The following is a 17,626-nucleotide window of genomic DNA, read 5'->3' on the forward strand; positions in this document are numbered from 1 at the left end:
TTCGACAACCGCTTGGCCGGGCAGGCGGTAACCGGGTGTGGATAACTTACACCGTCAGATGCTGCTTGATCAGCTCATTGGAGAGCTCGCTGATCTTCCCTTTGGCCACCGGGCGGCCGCGATCCATGATCACAAAGCGGTCGGCGTACTTGCGGGCAAAGGGCAGCTTCTGCTCCACCAGTAGTACCGTAAGGCCATCCTCGTTGATCAACTGACGAATCACCTGGCCGATTTGAGCGACGATATTGGGCTGAATGCCCTCCCCCGGTTCGTCCAAAATGAGCAGTTTGGGTTCGATGACCAGCGCACGGCCAATCGCCAGCTGCTGCTGTTGCCCACCGGAAAGGTCGCCGCCACGGCGGTGTTTCATCTCCTTGAGCACGGGGAACAGTTCATAGACCCGCTCGGGAATCTTTTTTAGCCCGTCACTGCGGGCGGCAAGGCCGGTGCGCAGGTTCTCCTCTACGGTCAGCAGCGGAAATATCTGCCGCCCTTGGGGCACGTAGCCAATTCCCAACCGCGAGCGCGCCTCAACGGCTTTTTTAGTCAGCTCGATCTCGCCGGTCTCGGCGGTGTAGCGCAGCTCGCCACTTTTGACGGCCACTTCACCCATCACGGCTTTCAGCAGCGTGGTTTTACCCACGCCGTTGCGTCCCATCACGCAGGTACACTGACCGGCGGGCACCTCAAGATCCAGATCCCAGAGGGTGTGGCTTTCGCCGTAGAACTGGTTGAGCTTTTCAATGGCTAGCATCAGGCAGCCTCCTCGTCATCGGCACCCAGGTAGACCTCGATTACTTTAGGGTCGCTGGAGACTTGATCCATGGTGCCTTCCGCCAGCACGCTGCCCTGGTGCAAGACCGTCACCTGGCGGGCAATCGAACGCACGAAACCCATATCGTGCTCGACCACCACCACGGACTGTTTACCGGCCAGCCCGGTGAGCAACTCGGCCGTGCGCTCCATCTCCTGCTCGGTCATGCCCGCCACCGGTTCATCCACCAGCAGTAGACGCGGGCGCTGCATTAGCAGCATGCCGATCTCCAGCCACTGCTTTTGGCCGTGGGAAAGAATGCCTGCAGGTTGATGGCGCAGTGCTGTCAGGCCAATGGTTTCCAGTACTTCATCGATGCGGTCTTTGATCTCGCCGGTCATGCGGGCAGTCAGGGTAGGAAAAATCCGCTTGTCCGCCGCCATGGCCAGCTCCAGGTTTTCAAATACCGACAACGCTTCGAAAACCGTGGGCTTTTGAAACTTGCGGCCAATGCCCAGGCTGGCAATATCGGGCTCGTTCATGTGCAGCAGGTTATGGCGGCTCCCGAACCATACACTGCCGCTGGTGGGCCGGGTTTTACCGGTAATAATATCCATCATGGTGGTTTTACCCGCCCCGTTGGGGCCGATAATGCAGCGCAGCTCACCGTCGTTGATGGTTAGGTTGAGGTTATTGATGGCTTTAAAACCATCGAAGCTCACGGTGACATCTTCCATGTAAAGAATCGGCCCATGGCGAACGTCCACCGGCGAGGCTTGGGGCGCCATAAAATCGAACACCCGGTCACGCTGTGTCAGCGATTGCAGAAAGCTCATGCGGAGGCCTCCTTGGACGTCTGTTGATGGTCAGGATCCGTCGTTTGTTCCTCGCGCTTGCGACGCTTGAGGTAGCGAAACAGCCCCGCCACCCCTTTGGGCAGAAACACCGTGACCAGTACGAACATCGCGCCCAGGGCAAACAGCCAGGCATCGGGCATTACGCCGGTAAAGATGGTTTTGGCGTAGTTAACTAAAATGGCGCCTATCACCGCGCCATATAGCGTGGCGCGACCGCCCAACGCTACCCACAGCACAATCTCGATGGAGAAAATCGGCGAGAATTCACTGGGGTTGATAATCCCCACTTGCGGCACGTAGAGCGCGCCCGCCAGGCCTGCGAGCATCGCCGAGACCACAAACACAAACAGCTGAAAGCGCTCGACCCGGTAGCCGAGAAAGCGCGTACGCGCTTCGGCGTCGCGGGTGGCCACGCTCACCCGCCCCAACTTGCTGGTCACAATCGCACGGCACAGGATATATCCCAGCGCCAGCGCAACGCCGGTGGCCAGGAACAACCCTAGGCGCGTGGCATCGCTGCGCAGGTCAAAACCGACGATCTCGCGGAAGTCAGTCAGGCCGTTATTACCGCCGAAGCCCATCTCGTTGCGGAAGAAAGCCAGCATCAAGGCAAAGGTCAGTGCCTGAGTGATAATCGACAGATATACACCGGTGACCCGTGAGCGGAAGGCCAAAAAGCCGAACACCAGCGCCAGCAGCCCCGGCGCCAGCAGCACCATGGCGAAGGCAAACCAGGCCATATCGAAGCCGTGCCAGAACCACGGCAAGCTGTCCCAGTTGAGGAACACCATAAAGTCGGGCAGTACCGGATGGCCGTAGGTACCGCGATCGCCAATCTGGCGCATCAGGTACATGCCCATGGCGTAGCCGCCGATGGCGAAGAAGGCGCCGTGGCCGAGGCTTAAAATACCCAGATAGCCCCACACTAGATCCACCGCCACGGCCAGCAGCGCGTAGCTTAAGTACTTACCAAACAGATTGACCGTGTAAGCCCCCACATGTAGCGGGTTCTCCGGCGGCACCGCTACGTGCAAGATGGTGACCAGTACCAGCGCGGCCAGTAGCACGCCGAGAAAAATCTGCGTGGAGCGCTCGCTGAAGGGTCGTGTTAGCCAAAAATTCGTCGATGATTCGGTCGTTAAAGACATCGCTTAGCCCTCCGCAGCCCGGCCCTTCTGCGGGAAGAGTCCACGCGGGCGTTTCTGAATGAATAGGATGATAAACACCAGCACGATAATTTTGGCCAATACCGCGCCTGCCCAGGGTTCCAGCACCTGGTTGATCACCCCCAGCGATAGGCCAGCAACCAGCGTGCCCCACAGGTTGCCCACGCCGCCGAACACCACCACCATGAAGGAGTCGATGATGTAGTTCTGCCCCAGGTTAGGGCCGACGTTGGTGAGCTGGGAGAGCGCGACACCTGCAAGCCCGGCCACACCGGAGCCCAGCGCAAAGGTCATGATATCCACACGAGTGGCACGAATGCCCATGGAGCGTGCCATGGCGCGGTTTTGGGTCACGGCGCGCACCTCAAGCCCCAGCCGCGTGCGACGCATGATCAGCATCAGCCCGGCAAACACCACCAGCGCAAAGCCGAGTACGTACATGCGGTTGAGCGTTAGCGACAGCGCATCGTTCACCACCAATGAGCCACTCATCCACTCAGGCGTGATGACGGTACGGTTAAGCGGTGAAATCACCGTGCGCACCAGTTGCTGAAGAATCAGGCTGATACCAAAGGTCGCCAGCAGCGTCTCAAGCGGGCGGCCTTTGAGGAACTGGATCACGCCGCGCTCGATCGCCACACCAGCCAAAGCGGCGACCATAAAGCCCGCGGGAATCGATAGAATCAACGCCAGCCCAGGCTGGCCGGGCAGCAGCTGCTGCATCGCCCAGGTGGTGTAGGCGCCCAGCATCATCAGCTCGCCATGGGCCATGTTGATCACGCCCATGACCCCGAAGGTGATCGCCAGGCCAATGGCCGCTAGCACCAGCACTGAGCCGAGGCTCAAGCCGAAATAGAGCGTTTCCAGACCACGATTGATTTTGAGCTGCTGCTCGATACCCAACAGGGAAGCGGCAGCGGCGTTGGCGACGACGGGATCATCCCCAGTGGCTGCCCGGCTCAACGCCACGCGGGAGCGGGGGTGAAGGCTGCCGTCCAGCGCTTCGACCCCAGCCATTTCGCCCGCTTCGGCACGGTAGATCGCCACGGCCTGAGTCAGCCGGTAGCGCACCTGCTCGTCCTCTTCCTGTTCGATCAGGTCGTCAAGGGTGGGCACCAGCTCACCATCTACTTCACCTAACAGGCGCTCGGCCGAGGTGCGGCGGCGTTCAACGTTAGGCGAGTAGAGGTCAACTACCGCGATGGCACTACGCAGTTGATTACGCAGGTTGTTGTTGATGCCGATACGCTCCAGATCACGACGGGACATCTCGCCCAGCGCTTCGCCGGTCAGTACATCGGCCACCGGCCAGTCGCGGCCGCGGTTCTCGAGCACCAGCACGAACCGGCCATCTTCGGTACGCTGCAAGCGGCCATCCAGCAAAGCCTGCAGCCAGTCTCGGGCGCGTTCGTCATCGCTTTGCAAAATGGCGGTGATCGCGTCGCCTTTGTCAGCGTAAGACTCAACGTCCAGCGCCTCTAACAACTCGAGCGCGGCGTCATCGTCGGCAGTATTCGTGGAGCTCGTTTGTGCTTGGGCGGTCACTGTGATGCTTAACAACAGTAGGCACAGCAGCCCTAAGGAAAGGAAACGCCTCATGGGGTTCTTCCTTTGGTTATCTAAAGAGGGGGAGTTAGCGTGCTCCCTCGCCACTTGGGCTTCAGCCTAGGGACGAGGGATCAGTATTACTCACTACAGGAGCTTTTACTCAGCGAGCGCCGCTTCGGCTTCTTCTGCTGCGGTGCTGCCACCGCACGAGCCGTTCACGACGTTGAAGTTGCCGCACTCCATCGGCTTGCGCCAATCGGCAATCAGGTCACGGGAGCCAGGCAGGTAGTCAGACCAGGCGTCGCCGGCCACGGTAGACGGCGTCTGCCAAACGATATCGAACTGACCGTTGTCCTGAATCTCACCGATCAGCACCGGCTTGGTGATGTGGTGGTTGGGCATCATCGCCGCATAACCGCCGGAGAGGTTAGGTACGGTCACACCGATAATGGCGTCTTTCACCGTATCGACGTCTGTCGTGCCCGCCTTGCGAACCGCTTCGGCCCACATGTTGAAACCAATGTAGTGCGCTTCCATTGGGTCGTTGGTCACCGCCATATCGTCGCCGGTGTACTCAATCCAGGCATCGATAAAGTCGTAGTTGTCATCGTTATCGACGCTCATGAAGTAGTTCCATGCCGCCAAGTGGCCTACCAGCGGCCCGGTATCAATACCGGTAAGCTCCTGCTCGCCCACGGAGAAGGCGATGACCGGAATATCGGCAGCGTCGATACCCTGGTTGGAGAGCTCGGTATAGAACGGCACGTTAGCGTCGCCGTTAACCGTCGAGATTACGGCGGTCGGTTTACCCTCTTCACCGAAGCGGCGAATTTCCGCCACGATGTTTTGCCAATCGGAGTGACCGAACGGCGTGTAGTTAACCATGATGTCCTCTTCCGCGATGCCGTGTTCGTCCTTGAGGAAGGCTTCAAGGATACGGTTGGTGGTACGCGGGTAGACATAGTCGGTACCCACCAGCGCAAAGCGCTCGATACCGACTTCGTTGATAAGGTATTCAACCGCAGGGATCGCCTGCTGGTTAGGCGCTGCGCCGGTGTAGAAGACGTTTTCAGAAGACTCTTCGCCTTCATACTGCACCGGGTAGAACAGCAGGCCGTTGAGTTCTTCTACGACGGGCAGAACGGATTTACGCGAAACCGACGTCCAGTTGCCGAAAATAACGTCCACTTCTTCCTGGTCTAGTAGCTCCCGGGCGCGTTCAGCAAACAGCGGCCAGTTAGACGCCGGGTCGACCACCACGGCCTCTAACTGACGGCCCAGCAAACCACCGGCTTCGTTCTGCTGCTCGATAAGCATTTCGACGGTGTCTTTGAGGACGGTCTCACTAATCGCCATGGTGCCGGAGAGAGAGTGCAGGATACCGACTTTGATCGGGTCATCGTCCTGGGCGGCGGCCTGGGTGCTAGCACTCATGATGGCAGCGGTGAGTAAAGCGGTCGCGAAACGGCCACGTGATAGGAATGGGCGGGAGTGTGTCGAGCGTTTGAGTGTGTTCATTGTTAATCTCCTTGCACCCCTTATGGCTGGGGTTTGTTATGACCGAGGCTTGATGATTGGCTTCGCACTTGGGGTTGTTGTGTTAGCTCCCCAATACGTCCACTAGCCATTAACACCTGCAAGGGATGCGCCAGATTGACACAAAGTTGTCTTATAGCTCTTTAATCAGCCACTTAATAATCATCAGAAAATCTCAACATTCACCGAATGCACCAAAATAAAGCGCAAGAACGCGGCTAAGGCACCCTCACAATGCACCAACAAGATACAGTGCACCAACTAAGTACTTGAGCTTTTTGAATACAGATCAGTAACGTAACACTTACTTATTAGTTACAACCTCACTCTTTGTTGTCAGTTAAAAAGCAGTTAAAAAAGGAGCCTTGGCATCACCAAGGCTCCTCGCTATTCACCCTTCAAATCGAGGCGTTAAACAGCCACGTCGGGTGGGACTTTCTTACGACGTTTTTTCAGCAACGGCAGACCAAGCGACAGCAGAGCGACGACCAGCAAACCAAGGGAGATGGGCTTGTCGATAAAGGTCATCCAGTCACCACCGGAAATCTGCAGTGCGCGGCGCATGGACTCTTCCATGATGTTGCCCAGAATCAGCGCTAGAATCAGCGGCGCCGCGGGGAAGCCAAACAGGCGCATGCCCAGGCCCACCAAGCCGAAGCCAAGCAGTAGCAGCAGATCAAATACGCTGAAGCTCATGCCGTAAACACCGATCATGCAGAAGATCAGAATCAGCGATAGCAGCAATGGGCGAGGCATATCGAGAATTTTAGCGATATAGGGAATCAGCGGCAGGTTAAGTGCCAGCAGGAAGATATTGCCGATATACATACTGGCAACCACGCCCCAAAACACGTCCGGGCGCTCAGTTAGCATCATCGGGCCGGGGTTAACCCCCATGACAAGCAACGCGCCTAGCAGGACAGCGGTAGTGCCTGAACCCGGCACACCCAACGTCAGCAGCGGTACAAAGGAGCCCGTACAGGCAGCGTTGTTGGCTGCTTCCGGCGCCGCCACGCCTTTGATATTGCCCTGCCCAAAGGTGTGACCATCTTTGGCAATGCGCTTTTCCATGCTGTAACCCAGGAACGAACCGATGGTCGCGCCCGCGCCTGGCAGTACCCCGGTGAAGAAACCCAATATCGAACTACGACCAATAGGGCCAGCGATTTCTTTCACTTCGCTACGTGACAATTTCAGCGAGCCAATCTCATTGCGCGGCATTTCTTTGCCACCGCCGCCACGCAGCAGCATGTAAAAGACTTCGGCAAGGGCGAAAATACCCAGGGCTACGACCAGGAAGTCGATGCCATCCAGCAACTGCACTGAACCGAAAGTAAAGCGCTCAGTACCGGTCTGCATGTCGATACCGATAATAGAAATAATCACCCCCACCACGGCGGCAATTAGCCCTTTAACCAGGGACTTATCCGACAGCGAAACGACAGCGGTTAAGCCCAGCACCATTAAGGCGAAATACTCAGAAGGGCCAAAGCTCACGGCTACTTTCGACAGCAGCGGGGCAATCAGCATCAAGAAAATAACGGAAATGGTACCACCGATAAAGGAAGCGTAGGCGGCAATCGCCAGCGCTTTACCCGCCTGACCTTTTTTAGCCATCGGGTAGCCGTCAAAGGAGGTCGCCACGGTACCCGCCACGCCAGGGGCGTTAAGCAGGATCGACGACGTGGAGCCACCAAAGATGGCGCCGTAGTAAACCCCGGCCATCAGGATCAAGCCCGATGAAGGCTCCATGGCAAAGGTGATAGGAATCATCAAGGCAAGTGCACTGATAGGGCCCAGACCCGGCAGCATGCCGATAATGGTGCCAGCAAATACGCCGGCAAATACGTAGGCAATATTGATTGGCTCAAGCGCGATGCCAAAGCCGTACATCAAATTATTGAAGGCATCCATGGGAATTACTCTCTCAAGAACTGCTAGCGGAAAGACCTGCTAACAAGGCTTTGTTTAGAAGGGCAGCACGCCAGTGGGCAGGTAAACATCCATCACCTTCGTCATGGTCAGGTAGAGCGCCAGCACTACCCCCAGCGACGTAGCGAGGTTGACCCCATGGCGGCGATAACCGTAGTAGGCCGTCAGACCAACGCAGAGCAGCGTTGAAGCGAGTACAAACCCTAGCGGTACCAGCAAAAACGCATAGGCGGCAATCGCTAGCGAGGTCACGATGACCCGCGCCCATGGCGTAAACAGCCTTGGGCCTTGGGTGGCCTCATGATCTATCTCATCGGCACCGGCTATCGGAGTAGGTTTCTCGAAAAACAGAAACACCGACAGGATCAGTAGCGCGAAGCCTAATACTTTAGGAAAAAGGTCAGAGTCGACCGGACGCGGCAGGGGGAAAGTAGGGATTTGCCACGCCATCGCGATATAGCCAGTAGCGAATACCGCAAATACCAGTGCTAACCACTGATTGGTATTTAAACGAGTCATAGGAGTCTCTCCGAAGGAGCCAACACGCCTCCAGCGGTTAACAACACGTGGTTAACGACCGGAGACTCCCAGCCGCGCTTGGGCGGCTGGGTGATACAGGAGTGGGATTACTGGCGCAGTAGGCCAAGCTCGCTCAGCACATCGCTGAACTGCTCTTGCTGCTGATCCAGAAAGGCGCCAAATTCTTCGCTGTTTTGATAGGCGTCGATCCAGCCCAGCTGGTCGCTTGCTTCGCGCCATGCGTCAGTTTCCAACATTTCGGCGAACAGATCTTCGTAGTAGGTGACTGCTTCTTCAGGCATACCGGGAGCGCCCATCACGCCGCGCCAGATATCGAAGGTGTAGTCGAAGCCCTGCTCTTGATACGTCGGCACTTCGCTCAAACCGCCACCCAAACGCTCTTCAGAAGAGACGCCTAGCGCACGCAGCTGGCTGCCTTCGCCTAATTGGCCAACCGCTTCACCGGCACCGCCGACAACGGCTTCGATGTGGCCGCCCATCAGGTTAGTCATGGCGTCGCCGCCACCCGAGAACGGGATGTAGTTGACTGCTGAGGCTTCCATACCCGCCGCCGAGGCAAGGCCTGCAATGGCGATATGATCCATGGAGCCTGGGGCACTGCCGCCACCCACGCTCAGGCTGGGGTCTTCTTTCAGCGCGGTGAGCAGATCTTCAAGATCTTGATACTCGGAGTCCGCCGCGACCAGAATGATTGAGTAGTCGGTGTTAATCCGCGCGACCGGGGTAAAGTCGGTGTGGTCATAGCGCGAGGCGCCTGCCAGCGGCACCAGAATCATCGGCGGGCTGGTGGCAAATAGCTTGTGCGGGTTGCCTTCATCGCGCGCCACTTGCGCCCAGGCCACGGCACCACCGCCACCGGGAACGTTGATCGCAGCAAAGCTCTCATCGGCCATTTCTTCTTGCTGAATCACCCGTGACATGGTGCGCACGAGGGTGTCCCAACCACCGCCGGGGTTAGCCGGTGCGACGAATTCGATGGAGCGGCTCGGCGTCCACTCTTGCGCCTGTGCGGCGGTCGTCATGGCGGCAAAAGCGGCGAGGGGTAGCGCAACTACAGATAAACGCTTGAGGGTAAGCGAGGTCATGATGGCGTTCTCCACGTATCAGTGTTGTTGTGTGATGATGTTGCTATGTAGAGCTTCTTATTGTGAGACTGCACGCCGCGAACGTTAGAAGACCATGCCCCTGACCGACAAGCTTGTGCGCATAAAAGACAAAAAGTTCTTTATGGGCATTTTGTTCATTTTGTTCACACTGGCTACTTATAGCATGCACTTATAGAGAGTCTAGCCACTTGTGTGCCGCCTCCAACAGCCGATAGCGACGCTCGGGCCGCCCTACATCACCATAGCCCAGCTCGGCACTGACTGCCTGCTCGGCGACCAAAAACTCTAAATAGCGTCGCGCGGTAGAGCGGCTGGCACCCATGGTGCGCGCCATCTGCATGGCGGTAAGGGAGTCAGAGGCGTCTGCCAGGGCATCAATTACCCGGCGCAACGTCAGCCGATCAATGCCCTTGGGCAGGGCTTGAGACTGAGCATGCGATTTAGCCCGCGACGGATCGCCGGGCTGTAAGCGCGCCAGCACGGTATCCAGTTCGTCTTGGTTCATCTCGGCACGGTTGGCCAAGGCTTCACGCTCGCGACGAAAGCGGGTCAGCATTTGGGTCATGCGTGTGGCTTCAATGGGCTTAATAAGGTAGTCAAACACCCCACCACGCAGCGCCTCGCTGATGGTTTCCACTTCTCGTGCGGCGGTAACCATGACGATATCCACATGCACATAGTCGCGGCGAATCGCCCATAGCAGCTCCAAGCCTTCAACATCAGGCAGGTAGGCATCGAGCAAAATCAAATGGATGCTAGCGGCCTGCTCGGCCATGATGGCCTTGGCCTCACTGCCATTGCGCGCCATGCCAACCACATAAAAGCCATCGCTCTGTTCAATAAAGGCCCTGTGAATATCGGCAATGCGAAAATCGTCTTCAACGACCAAAATACCGTACTGCCCATCAGACATTGCCTGCCTCCCTAGCTGTCGTGGTCACTGTTTTTGGTACTGCTTTGGAATTGTTGTTGAGAGCGCTGTTGATAGCGTTGTTGAGACTGATGCTGGTCTGGCTGCGCGCAGAGCGAGCGATCGAGCACCGCGATAAAGCACGCCCCGCCTAGTTCACTCTCTTCCAGAGTCACGGCGCCGCCGTGCTGACGGCAGAGCCTGGCCACCAGCGCCAGGCCAATGCCCTGGTGCTTGCCCGTTTTGGTCGAAAAGCCTTCCTGGAAAATCGACTCAGCGAACTGGGCAGGCACTCCGGGCCCGTTGTCCTCCACTTCGATCAACAGCTGCTCGCCCAAATCAGTAAAAAACAGACGTACTTTGGGCTCGTTAGTCGGCCCATTCAGCGCTGCGTGGCAGGCGTTGTCCAGCAGGTTACCCACCACGCTCATCATCACCTCTTGCCCGGTGGGTGTTAGCGGGCAGGAGAGCGAGCTTTGCTCATCGATTTCCAGCGTCACGCCCAGTTCCCGGGCGCGGGTGAGTTTACCCAGCAGGGTGCCGCTAAGCACGGCGTCGGCTACATTGCGCATTAAAAAGCTCATCTGCGCCTGGGCACGCTCGGTTTCCTGATGGATCAGCGCCAAGGCTTCCTCGATGCGCTCTAATTGCAGTAACCCAGAGATGGTGTAGAGCTTATTGGAAAACTCATGGGCCTGAGCGCGCAGCATATCCACGTCGCGGCTGGCCTGGGTTAGCGCGTGGGAGAGATCAACGATCTCGCGGCGGCTGCGGAAGGTCGCCACGGCGCCCTCAATTTCTCCCTCGTGCAGAATCGGCACGCGGTTGACCACCACCGGGTGATCGCCCAGCCACATCTCCTGGTCGAACTCCTGTTCGCCGCGCCGGAGCACCTCCAGTAGCCGCGAATTGGGCACCACCTCACGGATGGGCTGCCCCAGCAGCACATGCTCATCGTCTAAGTTGAGAAAGCGCCGCGCCTGCTGATTCACCAGGGTAATATGCCCTTCACGATTAACCGCCAGAATGCCCTCGTGGATCGACTGCAAAATGGCCTCTTTCTCCATGGCCAAGCGGGCAATTTCGTAGGGCTCCAAGCCTAGAATAACCTTCTTGAGGTGCTGCGATAGCCAGTAGGCACCGGCAAAGCCGAGACAAATCATCAGCGCCACCAGCGCCCAGCCAAAGCTGTTGTAGCGGGCTACGTCCATGGCCACGCGATCCATCATAAAACCGACGGAGACCAAGCCAATGATATTGCCCTCTTCGTCCCAAATGGGCGCTTTGCCACGAATGGCAGTACCCAATGAGCCGGTTGCTTCTGAGACATAAAATTGACCATGAATCAGCGCCTGATCATTATCCCCGCCTACCATTGGCTTACCTATCCGCTCGGGCACCGGGTGAGAGTAGCGAATACTTCGGGCATTGCCCACAACGACGTAGCGAGCACCGGTTTCATGGCGAATTCGCTCCGCTAGGGGCTGAATAATGAAAGCGGGGTCGGGGATCGCAAAGGCATTAATAATTTGCGGCATCGAGGCCACCGTTTTGGCCACCGCCAGCGCTCGTTCGCCCATCTGCTGGCTAATAATTTCCGCCTTGCGGTGATTGAGATAGGTGCCCTGTGCCAGTAGCATGCCCGCTAATAGCAGCCCGACCAACAGCATCACCTGCAGGCGAAAGCTGCGCTTATACCAACTGCGCCTTGCGCGGGTTCGACGCCAGCGCTGCAGATCGGCTAATGTTCGGGGGCGAGAAACGCTCATAGGTAGACTCAAAATGCGTGACCGCACCATTATGGCACGCGCCAGCAAACGACGTTAATTGCCATCACTCATGTGATCGTTCGCTGATATAATAGTCCTCGGCCTAAACCAAGGAGGGATGTAGTGGCAATCGTTAGATGGATTATTATGCTGGCCTGCTGGCCGCTGTGGTTAAGCGCTGCCTATGCCAACCCGTTTTACGCCCCACCGCCTCCCCAGGAAGATGCGCCGGTGTTCAGTGGCGATGCCGAGCTGGGCTTTACTCACCTTTCGGGCAATACCAATAGCCAAACGCTGATCGGCAAAACGCTGCTGACATGGTTAACCGGTAATTTTACCTACTCACTGCGCGGTGAAGTGCGCACGGTGAGTAAAGATAACGAAACCAGCGCCGAGCAGTACCTGGTCGCCGGACGCGAGCGCTATGAGCTAGACGGCCCACACTATCTATTTGGCTTTGCTCGCTGGGAGAAGGATCGTTTTGCCGGTTATGACCAGCAGCTGTCCGCGATTGGGGGGTACGGGCGCCAGATTCTGGAGAACGACACCCACACCCTGTCGTTAGAAGCGGGCCCTGGCTATCGTCATGACCGGCTACGCGAGTACGACGATGAACGCTTGATGGTGACCTACACCGCGCTGGATTATCGCTGGGGGTTTTCCAGCTACGCCGATATTCAGCAGGAAATGTCGGTAGAGTATACCAACCAGAACACCACCTCCCGCTCGCTAACGGCGCTTACTGCCCGGCTTAACTCGAAGCTGTCGCTGCGCTTATCCCACGAAATAAAGCACAATTCCCAGCCGCCCGATGACACCAGTGCGCGCACCGACAGCACCACTAGCGCTTCGCTGCTCTATCGTTGGTAAGTCCAATACTGGCTTAGCGATTCTGCCCCCGGTGCGCCCATCCGGTCATACGCTTTTCCAACTGCGCAAACAGCTCGTACATCACCATGGCCATGGCGCTGATCACCAGCAGCCCGGCAAAGACCAGCCCCATGCGCATTTGCGAGCCAGCGCTCATCATCAGATAGCCAATGCCCTGGTTCGAAGCGACGGTTTCTGACACCACCGTGCCTACAAACGCCAGGGTAATGGCGACTTTCAGTGAAGCAAAGAAGTAGGGCAGCGAGCGCGGCAGGCCGACTTTCAGCAACACATCCATACGCCGCGCGCCCAGCACCCGCAGCACATCCTCCATTTCAGGCTCTAGCGTGGCCAAACCGGTGGCCACGTTGACCACAATCGGGAAGAAGCAGATTAAAAAGGCGGTGAGAATCGCCGGTACCGAGCCAATCCCAAACCAGACCACTAGAATGGGTACAAAGGCGACCTTAGGAATAGCATTAAAGCCCACCAGCAGCGGGTAGCAGGCGTTATACAGAAAGCGTGACGAGCCGATAATAAAGCCCAACACCAGCCCCACGGCCACACCCAGGCCAAAGCCAATCAGCGTGGTCCAGAAGGTTTGCCAGGAGTGCATAGCGATAGGCCCGGAATACGTTACCAGCGCCTGGGCGGTTTCCAATGCACTCGGGAAGATAAAGCTGGGCACATCAAACACCCGCACCGTGACTTCCCAGATGATGACCAGTGCCACCACCGCGATCCACGGCGCGAGCCTTTCAATCAGTTTGCTATTTTTAATCATGTAAGCGCCTTTAATCAGGTGCTGAGAGCTTTTATTAAGTGCAGGTATCAAGTGCCCCGGACTCTTATCAAGTACTACGTACTTCGCCAATTTGTGCCCGTAGCTCCTGAACCAAATCTATAAAGGGTTTTTGGTAGGTGGTTTCCAGTGCGCGGGGTCGCGGCAGCTCGATTTGGCGGCGCTCGATTACTCGGCCTGGGCGGCGGCTCATGATGTAGACGGTATCGGCCAGAAACGCTGCCTCGCGCAGGTCGTGGGTCACCAGCACTACCGTAAAACGCTGCGCCTCCCACAGGTCACGCAGCACACACCACAGCTCTTCGCGGGTAAAGGCATCCAGCGCACCGAAGGGTTCATCCAGCATTAGTAAACGCGGCTGGTGAATCAGCGCCCGGCAGATCGACGCCCGCTGCTGCATGCCGCCGGAAAGCTGCCACGGGTACTGCTCTTCGTAGCCTTCAAGCCCAACGGTCTTGAGCAGCTTGCGCGCCCAGCCGACAAACTCTGCGCGCCGCTTACGAAACTGATGGCGGTAAGGTTTGACGATTTCCAGCGGCAGCAAGACGTTATCCAAGGTAGTGCGCCAGGGCAGCAGGTTGGCGTTTTGAAACGCCATGCCAGAGATCTTCAGCGGCCCGGTGACCGGCTCTCCATCCACCTGAACAGCCCCGGTCGTGGGCGCATGCAAACCGGTGCAGAGTTTCATAAAGGTCGACTTTCCGCACCCTGAAGGCCCCACGAAGGCGACAAACTCGCCTTCGTGGATGCTCAGGTTGATATCTTCAATGGCGTTGCCTGATCCATCGTAGGCAAGGCTAACGTCATCGAAGGTGACGAACGCTGCCGACATGCTTATTCGTCCTCTGCCGAAAACAGCATGCGCTCTTCCTGGGGTGGTAAGTAGTTTGCATTAAACACCTGGTCTGGAGACGGCACAGAGGGTAAGTCATAGGCGTCGGCAACAAGCTGAATGGCTTCCTGCAGGCGCGTTTCATCCACCCCGCCTACGCCATTCTCACGGGCATCAGGGGTATCCACGACGCTCTCCAGAGCGAGCTTCAAACGCCGGGTTTCCATCTCTACGTCGATCAAACCGTCACGGTTTTTGACGTACTCAATGGCAGCTTCTGGGTCGGCAATGGTCTCGCCCAGGGCCCTATTGAAGGCGCGCAGAAAGCCCTGCACGGCGTCTGGATTAGATTCGGCGAAGGATTCGCTGGCAATAATCGCGTTACCGTAGAGCGGCACGCCATAGTCGGGGAACGGCATAATCGTCAGTTCATCTTCACTCATACCGCGCTCTTCAAGATTGAGCAGGCTAGTAAAGTAAAAGCCGGTGATCGCGTCCACATCGCCACGAGTGAGCAGCGTTTCACGCAGCGTGGGGTCGACGTTCTGCCACTCTACTGCGTCGGCTTCCATGTCATTAGCGGCGGCAAACACGCCCCAGGCGCGGTAACCGGTGTCAAAGGCGGGCGCCGCGATGGTTTTACCGGCTAAATCAGCCGGGCTTTCGATACCGCTCTCTTTACGGGCGAACACCGCCGCTGGGGTGCCGTCGTAGACGATATAGACGCCCTGAATGCCGGGGCCATCGGGGTTTTCGGCGAGAAATTCGACCAGCGCATTAAGATCGCCAAAGCCCATTTCGTAGGCCCCGGACGCCACGCGGTTAATCGCGCCCGCTGAGCCGCTGCCCGAATCGATCTGAACGTCCAGCCCCTCTTCGGCGAAGTAGCCTTTTTCAGCGGCCATTAAAAACGGCGCGGAAGGCCCTTCAAAGCGCCAGTCCAACTGGAAACGTATTGGAGTGTCATCGGCATGGCTGACAGCCGGTATTAAAACCAACGCGACAGCGCAGCCCGTTAGCCAGCGCAGAGTCGAAAAAACGGGCATTGCAGTCGAAAAATTTAGTCTTGAAGCGGGCGTCGTCATTGTGAGCATACCTTGTATACAAAATATGCTTTAGCTTTGCAGCAATGCTGCCATTTTGAGTTTTTTAATGGTTTATCAAACTGTTAGACAATTTTTTCGGCTGCCACTCGTAACTTAATTTATCCAAAATGGTGCATTTGCACCCTGCCAACGCACCAAGATAAATCATGTTAGACGTTAGTCTAAATTGGCGGTATACTATGCTCAGTTTCCTGTCCTTGCGCCATTCATTGAATGGCGCTTTTTTTTATCCGTTATTTGGCACATTAATCAGCACATCGCCGCTTAACACAAGGCGTTGATAGGCTGCTGTTTTAGCCAGCCCTGCCCCTACAAGGTATTCAACATGAATCACCCCGCCTCTACCGGCGAAGCCCCTGACACTTACAGTTCTGGGCGGCTTTCGCTCGGCGATCCTATTGTTTTAATCTTGAGCATCGGCTTTATCGTTGCCTTTTTGGCGCTATCGCTTTACGACGTAACGCTGGTCGCTGAATCGATCAGTAAAGGCTTTGCTTGGACGGCATTAGCCTTGGGTAGTTACTTCCAACTGCTGCTGCTACTTACCTTCTTTATCGCGATGGGTTTGGCGGTCACACCGGCTGCAAAAGCCAAAATCGGCAATTTAGATGCACCAGAAATGAGCACATTTAAATGGCTGTCGATCATTCTGTGCACGCTGCTGGCGGGAGGCGGGGTGTTTTTTGCCGCCGGGGAACCGGTCTACCATTTCCTCGTAACGCCGCCTGCTTTTAATAGCGAAGCAGGCACGCCAGAAGCCGTTTCCAACGCCTTGGGGCAGTCGTTTATGCACTGGGGGTTTATTGGCTGGGCGGTATTAGGATCGTTAACCGCTATCGTGCTTGCCCATGCTCACTATGAGAAAGGCCAGCCGTTGAAACCACGCACCCTGCTCTATCCACTATTGGGAGAGCGACTAATGCGTGGGCCCTTGGGTGGGATCATTGATGCGTGCTGTGTCATCGCCGTCGTGGCCGGTACCGTGGGCCCGATTGGTTTTTTAGCGACTCAGGTCAGTTTTGGCCTGCATGAAGTGTTCGGCCTGCCCAACAGCTACACCAGTAAATTGGTCATCTTGGCCGTGTTAGCCAGTATGTACGTGCTATCAGCGATGAGCGGCGTACATAAAGGTATGCAGATACTTAGCCGTTTCAATGTATTCCTGGCCCTCGCCGTGGGTGCCGTGATTATGGTGTTTGGCCCGACGCTGTTTTTATTCAACAGCTACGTAGCCAGTATGGGCGTCTATATTAACGATTTCTTCCCCATGGCGACCATCACAGCAGAAACCGCTCCCGCCTGGTGGATGCAGTGGTGGACGGTATTCTTCTTTGCGTGGTTTATCGGATTTGGCCCACTGGTGGCGATCTTTGTGGCGCGTATTTCCCGCGGCCGCAGCATCCGCGAGATGATCGTCGCAGTAGCGGTTCTCGCTCCCATTGCCACCACCGTGTGGTTTACCCTGCTCGGTGGCTCAGGTATTTACTACCAAATGACGGGCGCCATTGAGCTAACCGAGGCGCTTAATAACTTCCAGTTTGATGTCGCAACCCTGACGGTGGCCCAGGCATTGCCGGGCGGCGCCTGGATGCGCTAGCCATTTTAGTGCTGACAACGATATTCGTCGCTACCACCGGTGACTCGATGAGCTACGCCATTGCGGTTGTGGGGGCGGGCCACGACGATCCAAGCCCTTATATTCGCGCCTTCTGGGGAATCGCCATGGCGATTATGGCGGCGGTGCTGTTATATATGGGCGCTGGCCAAATTTCGGCCCTTCAACAATTTATTGTGATAACCGCCATCCCGGTGTCGTTTATTCTATTGCCCTCACTGTGGGATGGCCCTAAAGCGGCCTACGCCATGGCCCGGGAACAGGGCATTATTGATTAAACGCG

At 56.9% G+C, this 17,626-nt stretch carries 14 protein-coding genes and 1 pseudogene; 2 read left to right on the forward strand and 13 right to left on the reverse strand.

Annotated elements, in window-relative coordinates; genetic code table 11:
- Window positions 1-46 precede the first annotated feature (46 nt).
- The 10 genes from urtE to U738_RS14745 all read right to left on the reverse strand — a co-directional run bounded on the left by urtE (window position 47) and on the right by U738_RS14745 (window position 12,118).
- Entirely contained in the window at window positions 47-754 is a 708-nt protein-coding gene (urtE, locus tag U738_RS14700) for an urea ABC transporter ATP-binding subunit UrtE (RefSeq protein ID WP_035581826.1), read from the reverse strand.
- Window positions 754-1,590 (reverse strand): urea ABC transporter ATP-binding protein UrtD, encoded by an 837-nt coding sequence (urtD, locus tag U738_RS14705; protein WP_035581829.1) that lies wholly within the window; start codon window positions 1,588-1,590, stop codon window positions 754-756. The genes urtE and urtD overlap by 1 nt, the downstream gene beginning before the upstream one ends.
- Window positions 1,587-2,759 carry an urea ABC transporter permease subunit UrtC gene (gene urtC, locus U738_RS14710; protein WP_035581831.1) on the reverse strand — a complete coding sequence of 391 codons (1,173 nt, stop codon included), beginning with the start codon at window positions 2,757-2,759 and terminating at the stop codon, window positions 1,587-1,589. The genes urtD and urtC overlap by 4 nt, the downstream gene beginning before the upstream one ends.
- A gap of 3 nt (window positions 2,760-2,762) precedes the next feature.
- Window positions 2,763-4,376, reverse strand: a complete 1,614-nt coding sequence (gene urtB / locus U738_RS14715) for an urea ABC transporter permease subunit UrtB (protein WP_035581834.1) — start codon at window positions 4,374-4,376, stop codon at window positions 2,763-2,765.
- A 105-nt stretch (window positions 4,377-4,481) separates the two neighbouring features.
- On the reverse strand, window positions 4,482-5,843 hold the full coding sequence (urtA, locus tag U738_RS14720; RefSeq protein ID WP_035581836.1) for an urea ABC transporter substrate-binding protein: 1,362 nt from the start codon (window positions 5,841-5,843) through the stop codon (window positions 4,482-4,484).
- A 429-nt stretch (window positions 5,844-6,272) separates the two neighbouring features.
- Window positions 6,273-7,775 carry a tripartite tricarboxylate transporter permease gene (locus U738_RS14725; protein ID WP_035581839.1) on the reverse strand — a complete coding sequence of 501 codons (1,503 nt, stop codon included), beginning with the start codon at window positions 7,773-7,775 and terminating at the stop codon, window positions 6,273-6,275.
- A 54-nt stretch (window positions 7,776-7,829) separates the two neighbouring features.
- Window positions 7,830-8,312, reverse strand: a complete 483-nt coding sequence (locus U738_RS14730) for a tripartite tricarboxylate transporter TctB family protein (protein WP_035581842.1) — start codon at window positions 8,310-8,312, stop codon at window positions 7,830-7,832.
- 107 nt (window positions 8,313-8,419) lie between these two features.
- Window positions 8,420-9,418 (reverse strand): tripartite tricarboxylate transporter substrate binding protein, encoded by a 999-nt coding sequence (locus tag U738_RS14735; RefSeq protein WP_035581845.1) that lies wholly within the window; start codon window positions 9,416-9,418, stop codon window positions 8,420-8,422.
- 190 nt (window positions 9,419-9,608) lie between these two features.
- The gene (locus U738_RS14740; protein WP_035581848.1) at window positions 9,609-10,352 is read right to left on the reverse strand and encodes a response regulator; all 744 of its coding nucleotides are present in this window, start codon (window positions 10,350-10,352) and stop codon (window positions 9,609-9,611) included.
- Window positions 10,353-10,363: 11 nt separating this feature from the next.
- Window positions 10,364-12,118: an ATP-binding protein gene (locus tag U738_RS14745; protein ID WP_035581853.1), complete on the reverse strand. Its 1,755-nt coding sequence runs from the start codon at window positions 12,116-12,118 to the stop codon at window positions 10,364-10,366.
- Between the two features lie 147 nt (window positions 12,119-12,265).
- On the opposite strand from U738_RS14745, the gene U738_RS14750 reads away from it, so the two are divergent.
- Window positions 12,266-12,988, forward strand: a complete 723-nt coding sequence (locus U738_RS14750) for a DUF481 domain-containing protein (protein WP_050712882.1) — start codon at window positions 12,266-12,268, stop codon at window positions 12,986-12,988.
- Between the two features lie 13 nt (window positions 12,989-13,001).
- Here U738_RS14750 and U738_RS14755 read toward each other — a convergent pair whose 3' ends face one another.
- The 3 genes from U738_RS14755 to U738_RS14765 all read right to left on the reverse strand — a co-directional run bounded on the left by U738_RS14755 (window position 13,002) and on the right by U738_RS14765 (window position 15,707).
- Window positions 13,002-13,772 (reverse strand): ABC transporter permease, encoded by a 771-nt coding sequence (locus U738_RS14755; RefSeq protein WP_035581856.1) that lies wholly within the window; start codon window positions 13,770-13,772, stop codon window positions 13,002-13,004.
- A 67-nt stretch (window positions 13,773-13,839) separates the two neighbouring features.
- Entirely contained in the window at window positions 13,840-14,622 is a 783-nt protein-coding gene (locus U738_RS14760; RefSeq protein ID WP_035581858.1) for an ABC transporter ATP-binding protein, read from the reverse strand.
- A gap of 2 nt (window positions 14,623-14,624) precedes the next feature.
- Window positions 14,625-15,707: an ABC transporter substrate-binding protein gene (locus U738_RS14765; RefSeq protein WP_235208653.1), complete on the reverse strand. Its 1,083-nt coding sequence runs from the start codon at window positions 15,705-15,707 to the stop codon at window positions 14,625-14,627.
- Between the two features lie 346 nt (window positions 15,708-16,053).
- On the opposite strand from U738_RS14765, the pseudogene U738_RS14770 reads away from it, so the two are divergent.
- Window positions 16,054-17,621 (forward strand): annotated as a pseudogene (locus U738_RS14770) (BCCT family transporter).
- Window positions 17,622-17,626 lie beyond the last annotated feature (5 nt).

The sequence above is a fragment of the Halomonas sp. TG39a genome (assembly GCF_000744395.1).
In the GTDB taxonomy this organism is placed as follows: domain Bacteria; phylum Pseudomonadota; class Gammaproteobacteria; order Pseudomonadales; family Halomonadaceae; genus Vreelandella; species Vreelandella ventosae_B.

Excerpts from the sequence above, each read along its gene's own strand:
- urtC (WP_035581831.1), bottom strand. The coding sequence starts at position 2,759 with ATGTCTTTAACGACCGAATCATCGACGAATTTTTGGCTAACACGACCC.
- U738_RS14750 (WP_050712882.1), top strand. The coding sequence starts at position 12,266 with ATGCTGGCCTGCTGGCCGCTGTGGTTAAGCGCTGCCTATGCCAACCCG.
- U738_RS14765 (WP_235208653.1), bottom strand. The coding sequence starts at position 15,707 with ATGACGACGCCCGCTTCAAGACTAAATTTTTCGACTGCAATGCCCGTT.
- U738_RS14730 (WP_035581842.1), bottom strand. The coding sequence starts at position 8,312 with ATGACTCGTTTAAATACCAATCAGTGGTTAGCACTGGTATTTGCGGTA.
- urtB (WP_035581834.1), bottom strand. The coding sequence starts at position 4,376 with ATGAGGCGTTTCCTTTCCTTAGGGCTGCTGTGCCTACTGTTGTTAAGC.
- U738_RS14745 (WP_035581853.1), bottom strand. The coding sequence starts at position 12,118 with ATGAGCGTTTCTCGCCCCCGAACATTAGCCGATCTGCAGCGCTGGCGT.
- urtD (WP_035581829.1), bottom strand. The coding sequence starts at position 1,590 with ATGAGCTTTCTGCAATCGCTGACACAGCGTGACCGGGTGTTCGATTTT.
- U738_RS14740 (WP_035581848.1), bottom strand. The coding sequence starts at position 10,352 with ATGTCTGATGGGCAGTACGGTATTTTGGTCGTTGAAGACGATTTTCGC.
- U738_RS14755 (WP_035581856.1), bottom strand. The coding sequence starts at position 13,772 with ATGATTAAAAATAGCAAACTGATTGAAAGGCTCGCGCCGTGGATCGCG.
- urtA (WP_035581836.1), bottom strand. The coding sequence starts at position 5,843 with ATGAACACACTCAAACGCTCGACACACTCCCGCCCATTCCTATCACGT.
- U738_RS14760 (WP_035581858.1), bottom strand. The coding sequence starts at position 14,622 with ATGTCGGCAGCGTTCGTCACCTTCGATGACGTTAGCCTTGCCTACGAT.
- U738_RS14725 (WP_035581839.1), bottom strand. The coding sequence starts at position 7,775 with ATGGATGCCTTCAATAATTTGATGTACGGCTTTGGCATCGCGCTTGAG.
- U738_RS14735 (WP_035581845.1), bottom strand. The coding sequence starts at position 9,418 with ATGACCTCGCTTACCCTCAAGCGTTTATCTGTAGTTGCGCTACCCCTC.
- urtE (WP_035581826.1), bottom strand. The coding sequence starts at position 754 with ATGCTAGCCATTGAAAAGCTCAACCAGTTCTACGGCGAAAGCCACACC.